At 65.9% G+C, this 16491-nt stretch carries 12 protein-coding genes; 2 read left to right on the forward strand and 10 right to left on the reverse strand.

Annotated elements, in window-relative coordinates:
* Positions 1-4: 4 nt before the first annotated feature.
* The 8 genes from ACX12D_RS20955 to ACX12D_RS20990 all read right to left on the reverse strand — a co-directional run bounded on the left by ACX12D_RS20955 (position 5) and on the right by ACX12D_RS20990 (position 11028).
* Complete coding sequence (locus ACX12D_RS20955) at positions 5-2551, reverse strand: polyketide synthase (protein ID WP_459375445.1); 2547 nt, start codon at positions 2549-2551, stop codon at positions 5-7.
* The gene (locus ACX12D_RS20960) at positions 2548-4218 is read right to left on the reverse strand and encodes an AMP-binding protein (protein WP_459375446.1); all 1671 of its coding nucleotides are present in this window, start codon (positions 4216-4218) and stop codon (positions 2548-2550) included. The genes ACX12D_RS20955 and ACX12D_RS20960 overlap by 4 nt, the downstream gene beginning before the upstream one ends.
* A gap of 34 nt (positions 4219-4252) precedes the next feature.
* Positions 4253-5863: an aminotransferase class I/II-fold pyridoxal phosphate-dependent enzyme gene (locus tag ACX12D_RS20965; RefSeq protein ID WP_459375447.1), complete on the reverse strand. Its 1611-nt coding sequence runs from the start codon at positions 5861-5863 to the stop codon at positions 4253-4255.
* A 41-nt stretch (positions 5864-5904) separates the two neighbouring features.
* Positions 5905-7002: a Rieske 2Fe-2S domain-containing protein gene (locus ACX12D_RS20970; protein WP_459375448.1), complete on the reverse strand. Its 1098-nt coding sequence runs from the start codon at positions 7000-7002 to the stop codon at positions 5905-5907.
* Positions 6999-7304 (reverse strand): hypothetical protein, encoded by a 306-nt coding sequence (locus ACX12D_RS20975; protein WP_459375449.1) that lies wholly within the window; start codon positions 7302-7304, stop codon positions 6999-7001. The genes ACX12D_RS20970 and ACX12D_RS20975 overlap by 4 nt, the downstream gene beginning before the upstream one ends.
* Positions 7291-9378, reverse strand: coding sequence for an AMP-binding protein (locus ACX12D_RS20980; RefSeq protein WP_459375450.1), 2088 nt, complete (start codon positions 9376-9378; stop codon positions 7291-7293). Before ACX12D_RS20980 ends, ACX12D_RS20975 begins: the two co-directional genes overlap by 14 nt.
* A gap of 117 nt (positions 9379-9495) precedes the next feature.
* Positions 9496-10095 carry an acyl-homoserine-lactone synthase gene (locus ACX12D_RS20985; protein WP_459375451.1) on the reverse strand — a complete coding sequence of 200 codons (600 nt, stop codon included), beginning with the start codon at positions 10093-10095 and terminating at the stop codon, positions 9496-9498.
* 240 nt (positions 10096-10335) lie between these two features.
* Positions 10336-11028 (reverse strand): NnrU family protein, encoded by a 693-nt coding sequence (locus ACX12D_RS20990; RefSeq protein WP_459375452.1) that lies wholly within the window; start codon positions 11026-11028, stop codon positions 10336-10338.
* 398 nt (positions 11029-11426) lie between these two features.
* Between ACX12D_RS20990 and ACX12D_RS20995 the strand changes: the two genes are divergently transcribed.
* Together ACX12D_RS20995 and ACX12D_RS21000 are read left to right on the forward strand one after the other, a co-directional pair.
* On the forward strand, positions 11427-12086 hold the full coding sequence (locus ACX12D_RS20995; RefSeq protein WP_459375453.1) for a TetR/AcrR family transcriptional regulator: 660 nt from the start codon (positions 11427-11429) through the stop codon (positions 12084-12086).
* 72 nt (positions 12087-12158) lie between these two features.
* On the forward strand, positions 12159-13415 hold the full coding sequence (locus tag ACX12D_RS21000) for an anion transporter (protein ID WP_459375454.1): 1257 nt from the start codon (positions 12159-12161) through the stop codon (positions 13413-13415).
* A gap of 163 nt (positions 13416-13578) precedes the next feature.
* Here ACX12D_RS21000 and ACX12D_RS21005 read toward each other — a convergent pair whose 3' ends face one another.
* Positions 13579-14565 carry a Bug family tripartite tricarboxylate transporter substrate binding protein gene (locus ACX12D_RS21005; protein ID WP_459375455.1) on the reverse strand — a complete coding sequence of 329 codons (987 nt, stop codon included), beginning with the start codon at positions 14563-14565 and terminating at the stop codon, positions 13579-13581.
* Positions 14566-14767: 202 nt separating this feature from the next.
* Positions 14768-16393: a GMC family oxidoreductase gene (locus ACX12D_RS21010; RefSeq protein WP_459375456.1), complete on the reverse strand. Its 1626-nt coding sequence runs from the start codon at positions 16391-16393 to the stop codon at positions 14768-14770.
* Positions 16394-16491 lie beyond the last annotated feature (98 nt).

The following is a 16491-nucleotide window of genomic DNA, read 5'->3' on the forward strand; positions in this document are numbered from 1 at the left end:
GTGCTCAATCCCCGCTTTCTTCAAGAAGGAGGTGGTAGTTGATGCCGCCGGTGCCGAAGGCGTTGACGGCGGCGCGCCGGATGCGCGGCCCGCCGGCAGGCCATGGGCTGGCATGCTCGAGCGGATCGAAGTTGTGCCCGGCCAGTGCCAGTTCGGGCTTGACGGGGGCGGCGAAATGATTGGCGGGCAACTCCTGCTTTTGCAGCGCCAGGATGGTCTTGATCAGGCTGGCCATGCCCGCCGCGGCGAAGCAGTGGCCGAAGCGCGACTTCAGCGCGCCGAGGCGCAGGGTGCGCGCCTGGCCGGCATAGACCGCCGCCAGCGATGCGATTTCCACCTCGTCGCCAATCGCGGTGCCGGTGCCGTGCGTCTCGACAAAATCCACGGCGCCGGGCGCGAACTCGACCTGCGCGAACGCGCGCTGCATCGACGCGATCTGCCCGGGCGGATTGGGCGCGACGATGGACTTGCTCTGCGTGCTCGCGGCGATGGCGCGGATCACGGCCATGGCGGGCAGGCCCCATCGCTCGGCATCGGCTTTCGCGCACAGCACCACTACCCCGGCGCCGTCTCCCGGCGTGAAGCCCGTGGCATCCCGCGTGAAGCTGGCGATCAGGCCGGGCGCCAGCATGCGCTGCGAGGCGCACAGCACGAGGTCCGCAATGTTGACCGGGGCTTCGACGCCCGCCACCACGGCCAGCCGGCAGCGGCCGCTGCGCAGGCTGTTGATGGCCAGCTCGAGCGCGGCCAGCGAACCCGCGCAGGCGGCTTCCACGGCCACGTGGCGAGCCTCGGCGCCCAGCGCGCACGCCAGCTCCCGGCTGATGCCGCTGGCGCAGAGCTGGTGCCAGGTTTGCCCGTCGATGCAGGGTGCCGGCTCCTGCAAGGCCCGCGCCCGCAGCTGCGCCGCCGCGCGCTGGACGGCAGCGTCCGGCAGGCCCAGTTCCCGCGCCAGTTCCTCCAGCGCGGCGACTATCCGTGGCAGCAGGTAGCGCGCGGCAAGCTGCTTTTCCGGCGCCAGCGTCAGGTTGGAGGCCGTTACCACCAGCAGCGGGCCAGCCAGGTCCGCCAGGTCCGCCAGGTCCGCGATATCGTCGGGCAGCATGGAAAACGCTTCGCATGCGGCTGAGTGCGCGAGGTCGAAGGCCGGTGCCCGCAGTGGCAAGGCGGCGTCGCCCTGGGCAAGCTCGCTGAAGGATGCCTGTCCGGCGTAGTAGCTGATCGGCGCCTGCGGGTCCGGATCGTGGTAGGCCGCGCGGCCAAAGCGCTCGTGCGGCAGCGCCCGGAAGCGATGTCCGGGCGCGCGCAAGGCTTCCCAGTAGTCCTTGCTGTTGCGGCCATTGCCGAAGCACGCGCCCAGGCCCAGCACGGCGATCGGCGCGGCGGCCTGGACGGCGCGGCCAGCGCCGGCGTGCGAGCCGGCCTCGGCCAGGCAGATGCGATAGCGCGCGCCATCCAGGCCGGCGCCGAGCACGGTGGTTCGCACGGTGCCGGGTGTGCCGGCGGCCGGCGGGCAGCCGCGCTGCTGGAGCAGCGCGGCCTGGATGAGCGCGCTGAGCGCCTGCATGGCGTAGCCGTAGCCGCATGCCTTGTGCGCCTGCAGGCTGGCGCGGGGCGGGATGCTGCCGATGTGCCCACTCTCGCCGTTGTCGCTGTCGTTGTTGTCGTTGTTGTCACCGATGCCGTCGAGCACGTAGAAGCGCCGCTCCGTATCGTGCGCCGCCTCTGCTGCCGGCTGCTGGCGCGGGTCCGCCATGGGTTCCAGCTCGACGCGCTCTATCCGCGCGATGGCGCGCCCGCTGGCGCCGCGGCTGTCCTGCAGCACCAGCGCGCAGGCGCCTTCGCTCAGTGCCGCCATCAGGCCGGCGGGCAGGCGCTCGCGCAGCACCGCTTCGGCCAGCGGCGACGCCAGGCACTGCGCGCCCAGCAGCAGCACGGTATGCGCCTGGCCCAGCTCAATGGCGTCCATGGCCGCCAGCAGCGCTTCGACCCCGCCCAGCTCCTGCGACTCCAGCGCCAGCGCCCGGCCGCGCAGCCGGAAGTGCGCGGCCACGCGGGCCGGCATGGTGCTTGCCATCTCGCCGACCTTGTCATGGGAGGTGGCGCGCAAGACCGTATCAAGCTTGCGCTTCCAGGCCTGGCGGCTGGCGGCGATGCCGGTGCCGGCCAGCGGCCAGCACGCTTCGGCCCACGCGACGGCGGCAATGCGGGCATGGTTCTCGTACTGGCGGTTCATGCCGAGCGCGCTGCAGAAGATCACGTCGGTGCGCTCGCGGTCGATCGCGTCCTCGTCGAGGCCGGCTTGCCCGAGGGCTTCGCGCGCCAGGTCCAGCAGGTCCAGCTGCACCTGGTTGATCGAGTTCCGGTAGATCGGCGGAATGCCGAATTCGGCGTAGCCGGCCCGCGGTGGGCCGAGATGCCGCGCCTGCGCTGCGTCCTCGGCCGGATCGCACAGGCGTTGCCACAAGGCATCGAGTCCGCCCGCCCGCGGATACCGGCAGGCCATGCCGGTGATCGCCATGCCGGCGTGGGTGCTGTCTTGCCCGCTCATGCGCGCGCTCCCTGCTCCAGCTGCTGGCCCAACTGGCGATAGTCGATCTTGCCGTTCGGCGTTCTCGGCAAAGCGGCATGCTGCGTGATGCCGTGCGGGATCATGTAGCTCGGCAGGAAGTCCGCGCAGAAGCGCTTGAGGTCCAGCGCCGCCAGCGGCTGGCCGGCGGCGCGCGTCACATACCACGCATGGACGCGCGGCGAGGCCGAGCCGTGGCCGGGGTGGGCCAGCACGGCCACCTCGTGAATGGCCGGATGGCGCGCCAGCGCCGCCTCGATCTCGCCAAGCTCGATGCGGTAGCCATTGAGCTTGAGCATGCGGTCCTTGCGGCCGCGATAGACCAGCAGGCCGTCCACCAGCTCGCCGTAGTCGCCGGTCGCGTGCATGCCGAGGCGGTGATTGGGGGTATTGGGGTCGGCCTCGCGCTGCCAGTAGCCGGGTGTCACGCAATCGCCGCGTACCCAGATCTCGCCCAGTTGCCCGGGCTGCACGATGGGTTGTCCCGCCTCGTCCTGCAGCCAGACCTCGGTCGCGGTGACCGGCGTGCCGATGGGCAGGGGCGCATCGCTGGCCAGGTCGGCCTCGCTGACACGGTGGTAGAGGCAGACATTGGTCTCGGTGGGCCCGTAGAAATTGTAGAAGCGGCAATCCGGAGCCAGCAGCTGCGCCATCGCGCGCAGCTGCGGTTTGGGCATGACCTCGCCGGCGAACGCCACCCGGCGCAGCGCGCAAGGCGCCATCCGGGCCCAGGCATCGGCCCGGTTGAGCAGGGCGAGCATCGACGGCACGGTGTAGAGCACGGTAATGGCCTGTTGCTCGATGATGTTCGCCACCTGGGCCACCTGCCGGGTCTCGGTCTCGCTGCCGACGTACAGCGCCGCGCCGGCACGCAGGCTGGCGAACAGGTCGAAGGTGCTCAGGTCGAAATTGAAGCTGGCCAGGTTCAGCAGCCGGTCTTCGGGCCGCAGCGCCAGCTCATCCACGCTCCAGCGCACGAAATTGCCCAGGTTGCGATGGCTTAGCTGAACGCCCTTGGGCTGGCCCGTGGAGCCAGAGGTGTAGAGCACGGCGGCCACATCGTCCGGCGCGCACGGCAGCACCGGTGGCCAGGCTTCGCGGGGGCCGTTCCCCGCGCCGGCCGGCTCCGCCGCAGCGGGTGCCGTCTCGGCTATCTCGACCATCCCGGCCAGCTCGCGCAGGTCGGTGCTCAGCCTGACCACGGCGGCCTGCCTGGAAGGAGGCAGCGCAAGCGCTTCGTCGTGTTCCGGTTCGTCGATGACGATGAGCCGGTCGAGCACGCTGGGCAGCGCCTGCCGCAGCCACAGGGCCGCGTGCGCCCGGTCCACGATCAGTACCCTGGCCTGCGCGTCGTTGACGATGGTGTTGGCGCGCTCCACGGGTTGCGCGCCATCCAGCGGCAAGTAGCGGTTGCCCGCGAACAGCGCGGCCAGGATGCCGAGTGCGTAGGTGTTGCCCTTGCCCATCCAGATGGCCGTGGTCGAGCCCGGCGGGGGCAGCAGGCCGCTGCGCGCAAGCCGCCCCACCCAGCAGGCCGCTTCGCGGTAGGTTGCGCCGGCGCCGGCCAGCAGGAAGGGCGCCGTCGGCCGTTCACTCGCATGGCGCAGCAGGGCGAGGTGAACCAGCGCGTGCTTATCGGGTGTATTCATGGCCGGTGTTCTCCAGAGCATTGGGGGGGCCGGCTCATAGCGCCAGGAGATGGTTCTCGTGCGCCGACTCGAGCAGGATCCGTACGGCCTGGTCGAGGTCTTCCCTGGTGTGGGATTCCAGCACGCTGATGCGCAGCCGCGCATCGCCCACCGCCACACCCGGAAAGACCACGGTCTGGCAGAACAGGCCGCGCCGGCGTACCGAGCGCCCCATGGCCATCGCGCGCCCTTCGTCGCCGATGACGATGGGGATGATGGCGCTCGCCGATTGCCCGGTATCGAATCCGCAGTCGTCCAGCGCGGACCTGAGATAGCGGATGTTGTCCCACAGCCGTTGCAGCCGCTGCGGTTCGGCTTCGAGGATGTCGAGCGAAGCGATCAGGCCGGCAGCCACCGCCGCCGGAATGGTGGCGGCGAACACATAGGCGTTGGCGTAGAAGCGCAGGTAATCGATGACCTCCTGGTCGCCCACCACGAAGCCGCCCTGACCGCCGAGCGCCTTGCTCATGGTGCCCACCTCCAGGTCGGCGGCGCCCTTCATGCCGAAATGCTCGGTGGTGCCGGAGCCGGTGGCGCCGAGCACGCCGGTGGAATGCGCATCGTCGATCAGTACCTTGGCGCCGTATTTGCGGGCCAGGCGCGTCAGTCCGGGCAGGTCGACCACGTCGCCGTGCATGCTGAAGACGCCGTCGGCCACGATCAGCCGTCCGCCCGGCTTGCCGTCGGCGCGGCGCAGCACGTCTTCCAGCGAGGCCATGTCGTTGTGCGCATAGATCTTCTTCGCCGCGCCGGACAGCTTGCAGCCGTCCTGGATGCTCATGTGGTTGTAGACGTCGGTGATGACCAGGTCGTTGGCGCCAAGCAGGGCGGAGATAGTGCCAAGGTTGGCCGAGTAGCCCGACGGGAACACGATGCAGTCTTCGCGGCCCTTGAACCTGGCCAGACGTTGCTCGAGCTCGAGATGCAGGCGGGTGGTGCCGCCGATCAGGCGGCTGCCCGTATTGGTGGCGCCATATTCGCGCACGGCGGCGACCATGGCTTCGATGACGCGCGGCTCGTTGGCCAGGCCGAGATAGTTGTTGGAGGCGAACAGCAGGAACTCGCGCTCGCGGCCTTCGTATTTGTCGAAGATGCGCGCGCGGTTGGTGCACAGGCCGTTCGATGCCATGCCGTACCAGAACTCTCCGTGCGTCTCCTGTTCCTGCAGGAAGCGGGAGAAGCGCCGCGCCTTGGCGAACAGGTCGGACTCACCGCTGCCAACGAAGTCACGCATGGTGATGCGCGCGCCTTGCGGCCCGGCCTCTTCCCGCTGTTCCTGCTGTCCCCGCTGCCCGCGCTGTTCGCCAGCTTCCGCCACGCCTGCCGCCGTGCCAGCGCAGGCCGCGGGTTTGAGCTCGAACCTGGCGAAGCCCTGTATCAGGGCGCCCAGGGTGTCGAACTGATCCGCGCTGACGCGCTCCGCGCCCTGGAAGACCTGCTGCAGGTCGGCGACGATGGCGGCCAGCATGATGGAGTCGATGCCGAGTTCCTCCTGCAGCAGCGCGTCGGTATCGAGCTCGGCTTCGGCGTACTGGGAGTGCGTCATCACCACGTCGCGCACGGCGGCGAACTTCCGTGCATGGTCTATCAATTCGGCTTCGTTCATGGAACTCCCTAGGGGCAGGTAATAAGGTAGGACCGGCCGGCTTAGTCGGCGGCCATCTCGTGCGGCGTTACAGGATCCGGCTGTGTGGCCGCCTTGATGGCAGCTTCCGCCGGCTGGTTTTCCAGCGCTGCGCGGGACAGGGCCTCGCGCAGCTTGAGGTAGTAGGCGTTGACCTTGTCCAGGGCGATCAGCTTGTTGGCCTTCAGGTGGGAGATGCGCGGCTCCTGTCCCCGGATGGCCTCCATATCCTTGGCCTGCTGGATATAGCGTTCCATGCGGCACATCATCCAGGGCCGCACCCTGCGCCAGACCGGGATCGGCAGCGGCTTGATCATCGGCAGCAGCAGGTCCCGCTTGGGCTCCTGGTAGCACACGCAAACCCAGCAGTTGTCGTCGTCGATGGGCGTGGCGATCACGTAGACGTCGAACACGTCGTTGCGGATCTGCACCATGTTCGGCATCTGCACATCCACGCCGATGCGCCAGCCGCGCTTCCATGGCAGCATGGCGTGCAGCGTTTCCTCGGCGGTGCGCTCGTCGTCGGCGCGCAGGATGAAATTGCTGCTGATCAGGGTGCCATTGACCTCGCATTTGAAATCGTCGACGCGGCCGCCCTTGGGGTCCCAGATATTGAGCGCGGAGCCCTTGTGCACGAAGGGCACGTGATAGACCTCGCAGACGCTCTCCACGTAGCGGGTGTAATGCACCGGCGCGTTCCAGCCGTAGCGCGAGGTAAAGCCCTTGTACTGGCTGAAATTCTCGAACATCGGCACCGGCGGCAGCGTGTCCGCCTGTCCCGCGCCGGTCCAGAACCAGATCAGCCCGTGCTCCTCCCGCAGCGTGTAGGAGCGCACGCACATGGCCTTGGGGATGGTGCCGTTGCGGCCCAGCACGGGCATGTGCACGCACTTGCCCGCCTGGTTGAACTGGAAGCCGTGATACGGGCAGGCGATATGGTCGCCATGCTGCTTGCCGTTGCTGAGCGGGATGCCTTTGTGCGGGCAGCGATCGTCCAGGCAGACCGCGCGGCCCGCGGTGTCACGGTAGAGCACCAGCTTTTTCGAGAAGCGGGTGATGCCGACCGGCTTTTTCCGTACATCTTCGCTGCGCAGGATGGCGTACCACTGATTGGGAATCATGGGGATACCTCGACGGGTTGTGGCGCGGACTGCAGGCGCCCGATCAGTTGCGTCAGGGACGAAACGCTGGCGAAGTTGTCCGGATGCACTTCGCTGACGGGAATGCCGATGGCGAACTGGCGGTGGATGAAATCGACCACGTCGAAGAGCGCGGCCGAATCCAGGATGTTCAGTTCCAGCAGCGCGGTGTCGGCGGCGATCCGGGTGCCGTCGCCGAGAAAGCTGTCGCTGATGAATTCGATCAGCATTGTGGACATGCCGGAAAGACTGGAAATGCTGGAGATGTTGTTACGCGATGCCATGGCAAACTCCCGCCGAGGATTGCTTGAGGTGCCAGAGCCGATGGATCTCGCGAGCGAGCAGCTCTGGCGTGTTGTGTTTGTAGAGGGAATCGGGCGCCACGCCGATGCCGTGCGCCTGGTCCAGCTCGGAGAGGATTTCCAGCGAGGAAACCGAGTCGAGCGCCAGTTCGGCGAAGCTGTCGTCAGGGCGGATCTTCGATGGATCGGCGCGGGTGATCATGCCGATCCTGGCGACGATCCAGCCGCGGATGTCCTTGATGGTCCAGGCGGCAAGCTCGCCGGCCGGCGCGGCCGGCGGGGCCGGTTCGCGCAGGTCGTCGCAGCGGTGGTAGACCGCCAGGTCGCCGGCCAGGAAGGCATGGCGAATCGCCATGCGCTGCAGCTTGCCCGAGGAGGTGACCTTGATGGTCTTGCGCGGCACGAACAGGATGACCTGCGCCTTGATGCCGTAGTTCTCGATCACGCGCGCATTGATACGACGGGCGGCCTCATCGTAGTTCGCCAGTGTGCGCGGGCATTCCGCGGCGATGGCGATGACCTCCGCGCCGTCGACCGACAAGGGGAACGCGGCGAAGCGGCAGTTGACGAACTCCGGGCACGCCTGCGCGGCGGCCTGCTCGATATCCTGGGGGTAATAGTTGGCGCCGCGGATGATCAGCAGCTCTTTCATGCGGCCGGTGACATAGACCTCGCCCTTGTCGACGAAGCCCAGGTCGCCGGTGCGCAAATAGCGGCGGGGGTTGCCGGAGATGGCCTGCATGAAGGTTTTCTCCGAGCCGTCGGGGTCACCGAGGTAGCCCTGGGCAACGCTGGGACCGCTGATCCAGATCTCGCCGATCTCGCGCTCAACCCGTTCCCGGGCAAGCTCGGGATCGACGATGCGCAGGTCGAGGCTGGGGTGCGTCCTGCCGCAACTCACCACCGCCTGGGCGCCGGGCGTGCCGTGCTCCTGCGTGCGCACCAGGCCCCTGGCCAGCGCGCGCGCATCCACGCTCATCGAGCGGTAGCGCTCGGCGTGCGGCTTGCCGGTGACCATCAGGGTTGTTTCCGCCATGCCGTAGCAGGGATAGATCGCTTCGGGCCGGAACCCAGCCGGGGCGAAGCGCGCGGAGAACTCCGTCATGGTGCGGTGGCTGATCGGCTCGGCGCCGCAGAAGGCAATGTTCCAGCTGCCGAGATCGAGCTTGCCGAGATCGCGCTCGCGGATATTGTTCACGCAGAGCTGGAACGCAAAATTCGGCCCGCCGCTGCTGGTGCCCCGGAACTCGCTGACCGCGGCCAGCCAGCGGTAGGGGTTGCGCACCAGCATGCTGGTCGGCATCAGCAGGGCGGGAAAGCCCACGTGCGTGGGCTGCAGCACGCCGCCGACCAGGCCCATGTCATGGTAGGGCGGCAGCCAGATCACCGAGCGGCTGGTCTCGCGGCGGTGGTGGAAGCAGTCCTGGATCAGCTGGGAGTTCTCCACCAGGTTCCGGTTGCTGACCATGACGCCCTTGGGCTTGCCGGTGGAGCCCGAGGTGTATTGCAGCATGGCGATCGCGCTGGCGTCGGGCGCGAACGGCGCCAGGCTGGTGCGGCGCTCGGTCTGCAGGTCCGACACCGCGCACCAGCGGATGGCGGCCAGCGCGGGATCGTGGCGCAAGTGGGACAGCGTGGTGTCGAGGCAATCCCGTTCGGCCAGCACGATGCAGTCGCGCAGGTCCATCAGGATGTGCCGGATGCGCTCGGCCTGCAGCGCGGTGCCGGGCGGAAAGGTTGGCACGGCCACGGCGCCGGCGGCAATGCAGCCGTAGAATGCGGCCACGAAGTCCCTGCCTTGCGGCAGTACGATGACGACCGGGTCCTGGCGCGCGGTATCGGCGCGCCGCAGTGCGCCAAGCGCATGCGCATAGCGGCCCACCAGTTCGGCCAGTTGCTGGTGCGAGACCAGCTCGTCGGCACCGTCCTCGGCGCGCAGGAAACGGTAGGCCAGCCCCTCGGGCTGTTCGCCGGCGTTGCGTCTGATCGCATCCAGGAAGGTCCGCTCCGTCAATTGTTGCGGCAAGGCGCTGTCTGTCACGGTTTCGGTCAGCATGCTGTTGAGGGTCGTGGATGAGGTCGTGGATGAGGTTCGGGGACGGCGCGCGCGCGTGGAGACACCCGGGCGCGACGGCGCGGGGGACTCAAAAGCGAGGGGCCGCAGGGATGCCGGCTAGGCCAGCGCAAGCTCTTCGATGTCTTGCGCTTCGGTGCCCGGGCCGCTGGCCGTATCGATCAGGCAGGCGACGATGTGCTGTCCTTGTGCCACGATCGGCACACCTGCGCGCCGCGCGCGAAAGCCGGCATTACGCAGCAGGCGTTCCACGCCCAGCGGAGAGACGGTGATCAGATGGCTGGCGCCGCGGGCGCGCGCGCACGCCAGGGAGGCGCTGAGCACGTTGACGGCCAGGGGCGAGGACAGGTGCCCGAGCGCGCCGCCCGTTACCGCAGCGTCGGGCGTGGCGGCGAAGCGGGACAGTTCCCATACCTCGGCCGAAGCCGGCGGGACCGCGCCATTCAGGAGTTGGGGAAAGACGTCCCCGAGAAGGTAAGGGCGCGTGGTAGGCAGCAGCCTGGCGGTCCCGACCACTTCGCCGCGCATCTGCGCAGCCACGTAGACCGTATCCGGGCGGTCGAACTGATCGAGTTCCATGCCATCGTCGCAGCGCAGTTGCCAGCCGAGCGATTCCACGAATACCTTGTGCCGGTAGCGCGCGATGCGTTGCATCACCGCCGGCGTCAATTCCTGCGCATTTCCCACGACGATTTCCACATGTTCTCCCTTTGCCAGAGCAGGGCTAGATTGAACTATGGGCGGGGGAATCCTGTAACTACCAGAACTGGTGGATCCGCCGCGATGGCGGACTCGGTGACGCGCAGGGTGCCGAAATGGAAAGCCTATCCGGCGGCGGCTTGTGTTTCATGAAGCCGATATTGGCCATGCATCGAGCGCGCCGCGGCCATGGTGTGGATCCGTTCGGATGGATCATGGCCCGGTTGCTTGGCGCTGCGGCTACAGCCAGCGCCAGATGCCCGCGGCCCAACCGGCGAGGGGGAGATGAGCCCAGGTGGCTGCGAGCCAGACGACGAGGCCGCCCAACAGCGCATGCAAGCCGAACCCGCCGAGCCGCGCACGGCCAGCGGCGATCGCCGCGAACGGCAGATAACTCGTCTTCGACTCCCATGCGGGCCAGAGATCGGGCTGGAGCTGCTCCTTCTTCCGGTCCTGCAGCGCGGCGCCGACGAGCGCGAGGATGACCATGGCCGCGGCGACTATGATGTTCTTGGCCACCGGGAACACCGCGATGTGGCACAGCCCCCAAAGGGCGAACGACCACATCATGGGGTGGCGCGTCACCGCGAACACGCCGCGCGCCGCTTCCGGGAACGCGCCGAGCCGACCGCCGGTGGGAAGCGCCGGGTTGCGGATCAGGGAACCCATCAGCAGGACCGACGCGATCAGCATGAGCGCGGTCATCACCGCCCAGAGGCCGTTCCCCACCGGCCATAGTGGTGCCGTCAGGGGCGCCTTTCGGTATGCCAGGATCAGCCAGCCGAGCGTCAAGACCGCAACCAGCGAATAGACCCCCTGGAACCCCGCTTCGCCAAGCGCGCGGACCAACCCCCTGCGCAGCGGATGGGACAAGAGAAAGTGGCTGCCCACGAAGGCGACTGCCGCCACCGCAACTGCGTTGGTGCTTCCCATTGGCCCGGTTCCTCAAGTCGTATCGTCGGCTGATCGTATCGCCCCCAACTCGCGAGTATGCCGCGAAGATGCCGCGAAGATGCGTGGCCGGACTGATTAGACGCTGCCGGCATGGGGCGTACCTCGCGATGAAGGGGGGCTTCATTTGGATATTCCGCCATCGCAATGCAAGCCGCCATCGAGCAGTCGGGCATTTGCCCTTGTCCCATATGCAGCGGCCAGTACTGAAGATTACTACTTGGGTGTCGCAATAGCCAACTTGACCATCCTACGTTCAGCTGCTTCCCGCTCTTAGTTGCGGTGATTGACTAACAGTATATAAATATTGTTTTTGGCCGGGATTCCGGTTATGTTGGACAGTTGGTTAGGCGGGGTTGCCCCCGCCGTGGAGATAGACAATGGAGAACACGGTACGGTCGGAGCGGTCCCGCCAGATCATCCTTGACGCGGCAATCGCCATCCTCGCGCGCGAGGGCCCTGGCCGGCTCACAATCGATGCCATCGCGCAAGAGGGCGGGATCAGCAAGGGGCGGGTGATGCACCAGTTCCGCACAAAAGCGGCCGTGGTGGAGGCGCTGCTGGACCAGCAGATCGAGTACTTCGACAAGTTCGCGAAGGACTACCTGGCCAATGCTGGCGCCGGGAATCCCGAGGCCCAGCTGTCGGAGCAGATCCTGGCGTTTCGCGAATCCGTCTCCCATCCACAGTCGCTGGTCTTTGCCATCCTCGGCTCCATTGCCGAGAATCCCGAGCTGCTGTCTGCGGTCAGGCAGAAGACGGCCGAGAAGGTGGTGCGCATCAAGGAGGAGGCGGAGGATCCCGATCTGGCGCTCCTGCGCTGGCAGGCTGCCCAGGGGATGGTGCTCGCAAAGATGCTGGGGCTCTGCCCGCTTGCGCCAGAGGAGCGCGACCGCTTGTTCGACCGGCTGCTCGACAGCCAGGCCTGGTCAACGCAACCCAAGGACAAGCCAAAGCCAGAGGCCAAGGCCAAGGCCAAGGCCAAGGCCAAGGCCAAGGCCAAGGCCAAGGCCAAGGCCAGGCCCCGGCAAAAAAAGTAGTCCGCGCGCGCCGGCGCCTAAGCCAACATCGAGCACTGGACCCACTTCAACGGGGCTGACCCGCACAAGCAAATGACCGCCACCATCGTCACCATCTTTCTCGTCGTCTACCTGGGGATGATTCTCGGTGGGCTCCCATTCCTGCAGCTGGACCGGACGGGCGTGGCACTGCTTGGTGCGATTGCCTTGATCAGCGTCGATGCCGTGAGTCTGGAAGGGGCAGCGGGCTCCATCCATCTGCCGACCGTGATCCTGCTGTTCTCCTTCATGGTGGTGTCAGCGCAGATGCGGCTGGGTGGCTTCTACGACTGGGTGACGCACCGGTTCGTCTCATTGTCATTCAGCCCGGCCGGCCTGCTCGGGGCGCTTATCTTTGGCGTCGCGGCGCTGTCGGCCATCTTCAGCAACGACATCGTCTGCCTGGCCGTCGCCCCAGTGTTGATCGATGCCTGCCAACGGCGGCGCCTCGATCCAATGCCCTATCTGCTGGCGCTTGCCTGTGCCTCCAATATTGGCTCCGCCGCCACATTGATCGGGAACCCACAGAACATGCTGATCGGCCAGACGTTGCGCATGCCGTTTTTCGCCTACGTTGGCGAGGCGATGGTGCCAGTCACCTTTGGTCTGTTGGCAACATGGGCATTGATTACCTGGCAGGTAAAGGGTCGCTGGTCGGCTCCCGCAAGCGTTGCGGGCACGGTCGATGAGGCGGCACGGCGTACCGACGAAGTGCCGCTGGACCGCTGGCAGACCACCAAGGGCCTCGCCGTTGCGGCAGTGCTGCTTGTAGCCTTCCTTGTCGGGCCCTGGCCGCGCGAGCACGTGGCGCTCATCGGCGCGGGCGTGTTGTTGATGAGCCGCAAAATGCATTCCGCGCGGACGCTCGGCCTCGTCGACTGGGAACTCCTGATCCTGTTCATGGCGCTTTTCGTCGTCAATCATGCGCTACAGCAATCCGGCGTCACCGCCGCCGTCATCGCCGACCTCGCCGCTGCCGGTCTTCACCTCGACCAGCTTGCGCCGCTATTCGGGGCCACCTTCGTTCTGTCGAACCTCGTATCGAATGTGCCGGCCGTGATGCTGCTACTGCCGCTGGCGCATCACGAGATGGCCGGACCGCTCCTTGCCTTGGTCAGTTCGCTGTCCGGCAACCTGTTCATTGTCGGTAGCATCGCGAACATCATCGTCGTGGATGCCGCGGCCAGGCGCAACATCCAAATCGATTGGCGTCGCCATGCGACAGTGGGTGTCCCGGTCACACTCGTGACCCTGGCGATATCCGCTGGCTACCTGGCTCTTCGCGTGCATTTCGGTGCTTCGGGGGGATAGCGGTAGACCCTGCTGTCATTTTCATTTTCATTCGCGTGGCCGGATGCGCCCCCTGTGCGCCTTGACGCCTTGATCGTCGGACGTGCCCCTGCCGAACGCTTCGCAGGCGTCGGCGCGGGCTCGCCTATCCGCTGCGCGATAAAATCCCGCTGCGGCTCCCCCCTTACTCGGCGCGAATATTGGCCCGTGCCGCCAGCGCCCGCATCTCGGGAAGTTCGTTCTCGGCGCGCGCCTTGACCGCCACGCCGTTGCCGTAGGCGGGCGTCAGGCCGAGTTCAAGCATCCGGCTCTTGATCGCGGGCGCCGTCGCAACTTCCGCCAGGGCCTTCTCTAGCTTCTCCTGCACCGGTGCCGCTAGTCCGGCGGGCGCCAGCAGCGCGAACCACGATCCCATCTGGAAGCCCGGATAGCCGCTCTCGGCCACTGTGGGTACCTGTGGCAGCGCGGGTTGCCGCTGCGCTGACAACACCGCTACCGGCTTGATCTTGTGACCCTTGATCAGTGGCAGGCTGGCGACCACGCTATCGACCGCAACCTGAACCTGACCGCCGGCCAGCGCGGTCAGGCTTTGCGCGCTTCCGTTAAACGGTACGTGAACCATATGAGCGCCGGTGGCTGACTTGAGCATCTCGCCGCCGAAATGCACCGAGGAGCCGGTACCGAACGAGCCATAGTAGAACTTGTCAGGCTGAGCCTTGGCCTGGATCACCAAGTCCTTGAGCGAGTTCACCGGAATCTCGGCGTTGGCCACCAGCACCAGGCTCAAGTCGGCGATCATCCCAAGCGGCGTGAAGCTCTTGACCGGGTCGTAGCCCAGGTTTTGACGGATCGTCGGGTTCAGTGTGAGCGTGGTGCTCGAGCCAAGCAGCAGCGTATAGCCGTCTGGCGCAGCCTTAGCCACCTGCGTGGCGCCGATCGCCGTGCTGGCACCGGGCTTGTTCTCGACCACGACGGCCTGGCCAAGCTTTTGGGACAGGCCCGCCGCAAGCAGTCGGCCCAGCACGTCCGTGGCGCCGCCGGCGGCAAACGGCACGACCAGCTTGATCGGACGGTCGGGATAGGACTGCGCCTGCGCCGCGACCGGCGCCGTGGCCAGCATCACCGTCAGGCCGGTGCCTACAAAAAGGGGCTTCAGAGAAATTTTTTTCATCGTTGGATCAACTCCCTGCCTACGGTTCGGAAATACGGTTCAATTCAGGCGAGCGCCAGGGGCGGCGTCCCGCGCCTTTCCCAGCCACGTGCTGCGCACACGCGAGAAGCCGCCGGCCTGGTCATACGCGTGGCCAATCTGCAGTACGGTGGCGTCGGTCAGGTTTGGATGCAAATCGACAACGGGGAAACCGTTTTAGGCGCTAGGCTGCATCACGAATCCATCCAGCAGCTCTTTCTGCCATCATCAACGTTGGGCTATTGGTATTGCCGCTGGTGATCGTTGGCATTGCGCCAGCATCCACGACTCTTAGGCCTTCCACTCCGCGGACTCGCATCCGTGAATCGAGAACCGCCATCCGGTCCTTGTCATCGCCCATCTTGGTCGTTCCGACGGGATGGAAGATCGTCGTTGCTATGTCGCCGGCCAGGCGGGCGAGGTCGTCGTCCGTCTGGAATTGGATTCCAGGTTTCCACTCTATAGGGGAGTACCGCCGCAGTGCGTCCTGAGAGGCGATGTTCCTGGCGACCCTGATGGAGTCAGCTGCAACCTTCCTGTCCGTCTCTGTCGCGAGATAGTTTGGCGAAATCGCCGGTGCCACCTTGAAGTCGGGGCTCTTGAGCTTCACCGTTCCCCGGCTTGTCGGATTGAGATTGCAAACACTTGCTGTGAACGCAGGGAACGCATGCAGCGGTTCACCGAATGCTTCCAGGGAGAGCGGCTGTACGTGGAATTGAATGTTGGGCCAGATTTGGTCTGGCGAGCTGGTGGTGAATACGCCCAGCTGTGAAGGTGCCATGCTCATGGGGCCACTACGCCGCGCCATATATTCCAGCCCGATCTTCGCTTTGCCCCAAAGACTGGAAGTCAGGCGATTCAGCGTCTTGGCGCCTTCGATTTTATAAACGGTTCGGATTTGCAGGTGGTCTTGCAGGTTTTCACCAACCCCGGGAAGATCGACCAAGACTTGGATTCCATGCTCGCGCAGCAGGCCGGGCTCGCCGATACCTGATAGCTGCAAGAGATGCGGTGATCCGATGCTACCGGCGCAGAGAACAACCTCACTATTCGCCCACACCTTCACCAGCTCTTGGCCTCTGGCGACAGTCACGCCGATACACCGCTGTGTTCCGTCTGCCTCGCGTTTGAACTCTAGCTTGGTGGCTTGAGCACTCGTCCATTGGACAAGATTCTTCCGGGCTGAGCATGCTGGCCTCAAGAAGGCTTTTGCCGTGTTCCAGCGCCAGCCGTTCTTCTGGTTCACCTGGAAGTAGCCGACCCCCTCATTGTTGCCGCCATTGAAGTCGCTGCTATGTGGGATCCCTGCCTGTTGGGCTGCATCAGCAAAGGCGTCGAGAATATCCCAACGCAGGCGTTGCTTTTCAACGCGCCACTCCCCGCCAGCTCCATGCATTTCGCTGTGGCCTGCAAAGTGATCCTCGTGCTTTTTGAATGCAGGGAGGACGTGCTCCCATTTCCATGCGTCATCCGAGGTGAGCGCAGCCCATTGGTCGTAGTCTCGGGATTGACCGCGCATGTAGATCATCCCATTGATGCTGGAGCAACCGCCCAGGGTTTTGCCACGCGGATAACGCAAGGTGCGTCCGTTCAGCCCGGCGTCGGGTTCGGTCTGGAACTGCCAATCGGTGCGGGGATTACCGATGCAATAGAGATAGCCAACGGGAATGTGGATCCACGGGTAGTTATCCTTTGTTCCTGCCTCAATGAGTAGTACGCGTTTTTGAGCATCCGCACTCAGGCGGTTCGCCATCAGGGCCCCGGCAGTACCGCCTCCGATGACGATGTAGTCAAATGTAAGTTCGCTCATTCTTATATCTCCTCATATCGCCTTTGAGGCTAATGGGCCACATATTTGCCGCCCCGGCGAGCAATATGGAGCAACCGGACCCATGAACAACAAGCAAT

This window comes from Cupriavidus sp. PET2-C1 (genome assembly GCF_054515855.1).

What these genes read in the sequence shown, in the direction of transcription:
- ACX12D_RS20965 (WP_459375447.1), bottom strand. Translation starts at nt 5,863, where the DNA reads ATGAACGAAGCCGAATTGATAGACCATGCACGGAAGTTCGCCGCCGTG.
- ACX12D_RS20990 (WP_459375452.1), bottom strand. Translation starts at nt 11,028, where the DNA reads ATGGGAAGCACCAACGCAGTTGCGGTGGCGGCAGTCGCCTTCGTGGGC.
- ACX12D_RS20975 (WP_459375449.1), bottom strand. Translation starts at nt 7,304, where the DNA reads ATGGCATCGCGTAACAACATCTCCAGCATTTCCAGTCTTTCCGGCATG.
- ACX12D_RS20995 (WP_459375453.1), top strand. Translation starts at nt 11,427, where the DNA reads ATGGAGAACACGGTACGGTCGGAGCGGTCCCGCCAGATCATCCTTGAC.
- ACX12D_RS21010 (WP_459375456.1), bottom strand. Translation starts at nt 16,393, where the DNA reads ATGAGCGAACTTACATTTGACTACATCGTCATCGGAGGCGGTACTGCC.
- ACX12D_RS21005 (WP_459375455.1), bottom strand. Translation starts at nt 14,565, where the DNA reads ATGAAAAAAATTTCTCTGAAGCCCCTTTTTGTAGGCACCGGCCTGACG.
- ACX12D_RS20960 (WP_459375446.1), bottom strand. Translation starts at nt 4,218, where the DNA reads ATGAATACACCCGATAAGCACGCGCTGGTTCACCTCGCCCTGCTGCGC.
- ACX12D_RS21000 (WP_459375454.1), top strand. Translation starts at nt 12,159, where the DNA reads ATGACCGCCACCATCGTCACCATCTTTCTCGTCGTCTACCTGGGGATG.
- ACX12D_RS20980 (WP_459375450.1), bottom strand. Translation starts at nt 9,378, where the DNA reads ATGCTGACCGAAACCGTGACAGACAGCGCCTTGCCGCAACAATTGACG.
- ACX12D_RS20970 (WP_459375448.1), bottom strand. Translation starts at nt 7,002, where the DNA reads ATGATTCCCAATCAGTGGTACGCCATCCTGCGCAGCGAAGATGTACGG.
- ACX12D_RS20955 (WP_459375445.1), bottom strand. Translation starts at nt 2,551, where the DNA reads ATGAGCGGGCAAGACAGCACCCACGCCGGCATGGCGATCACCGGCATG.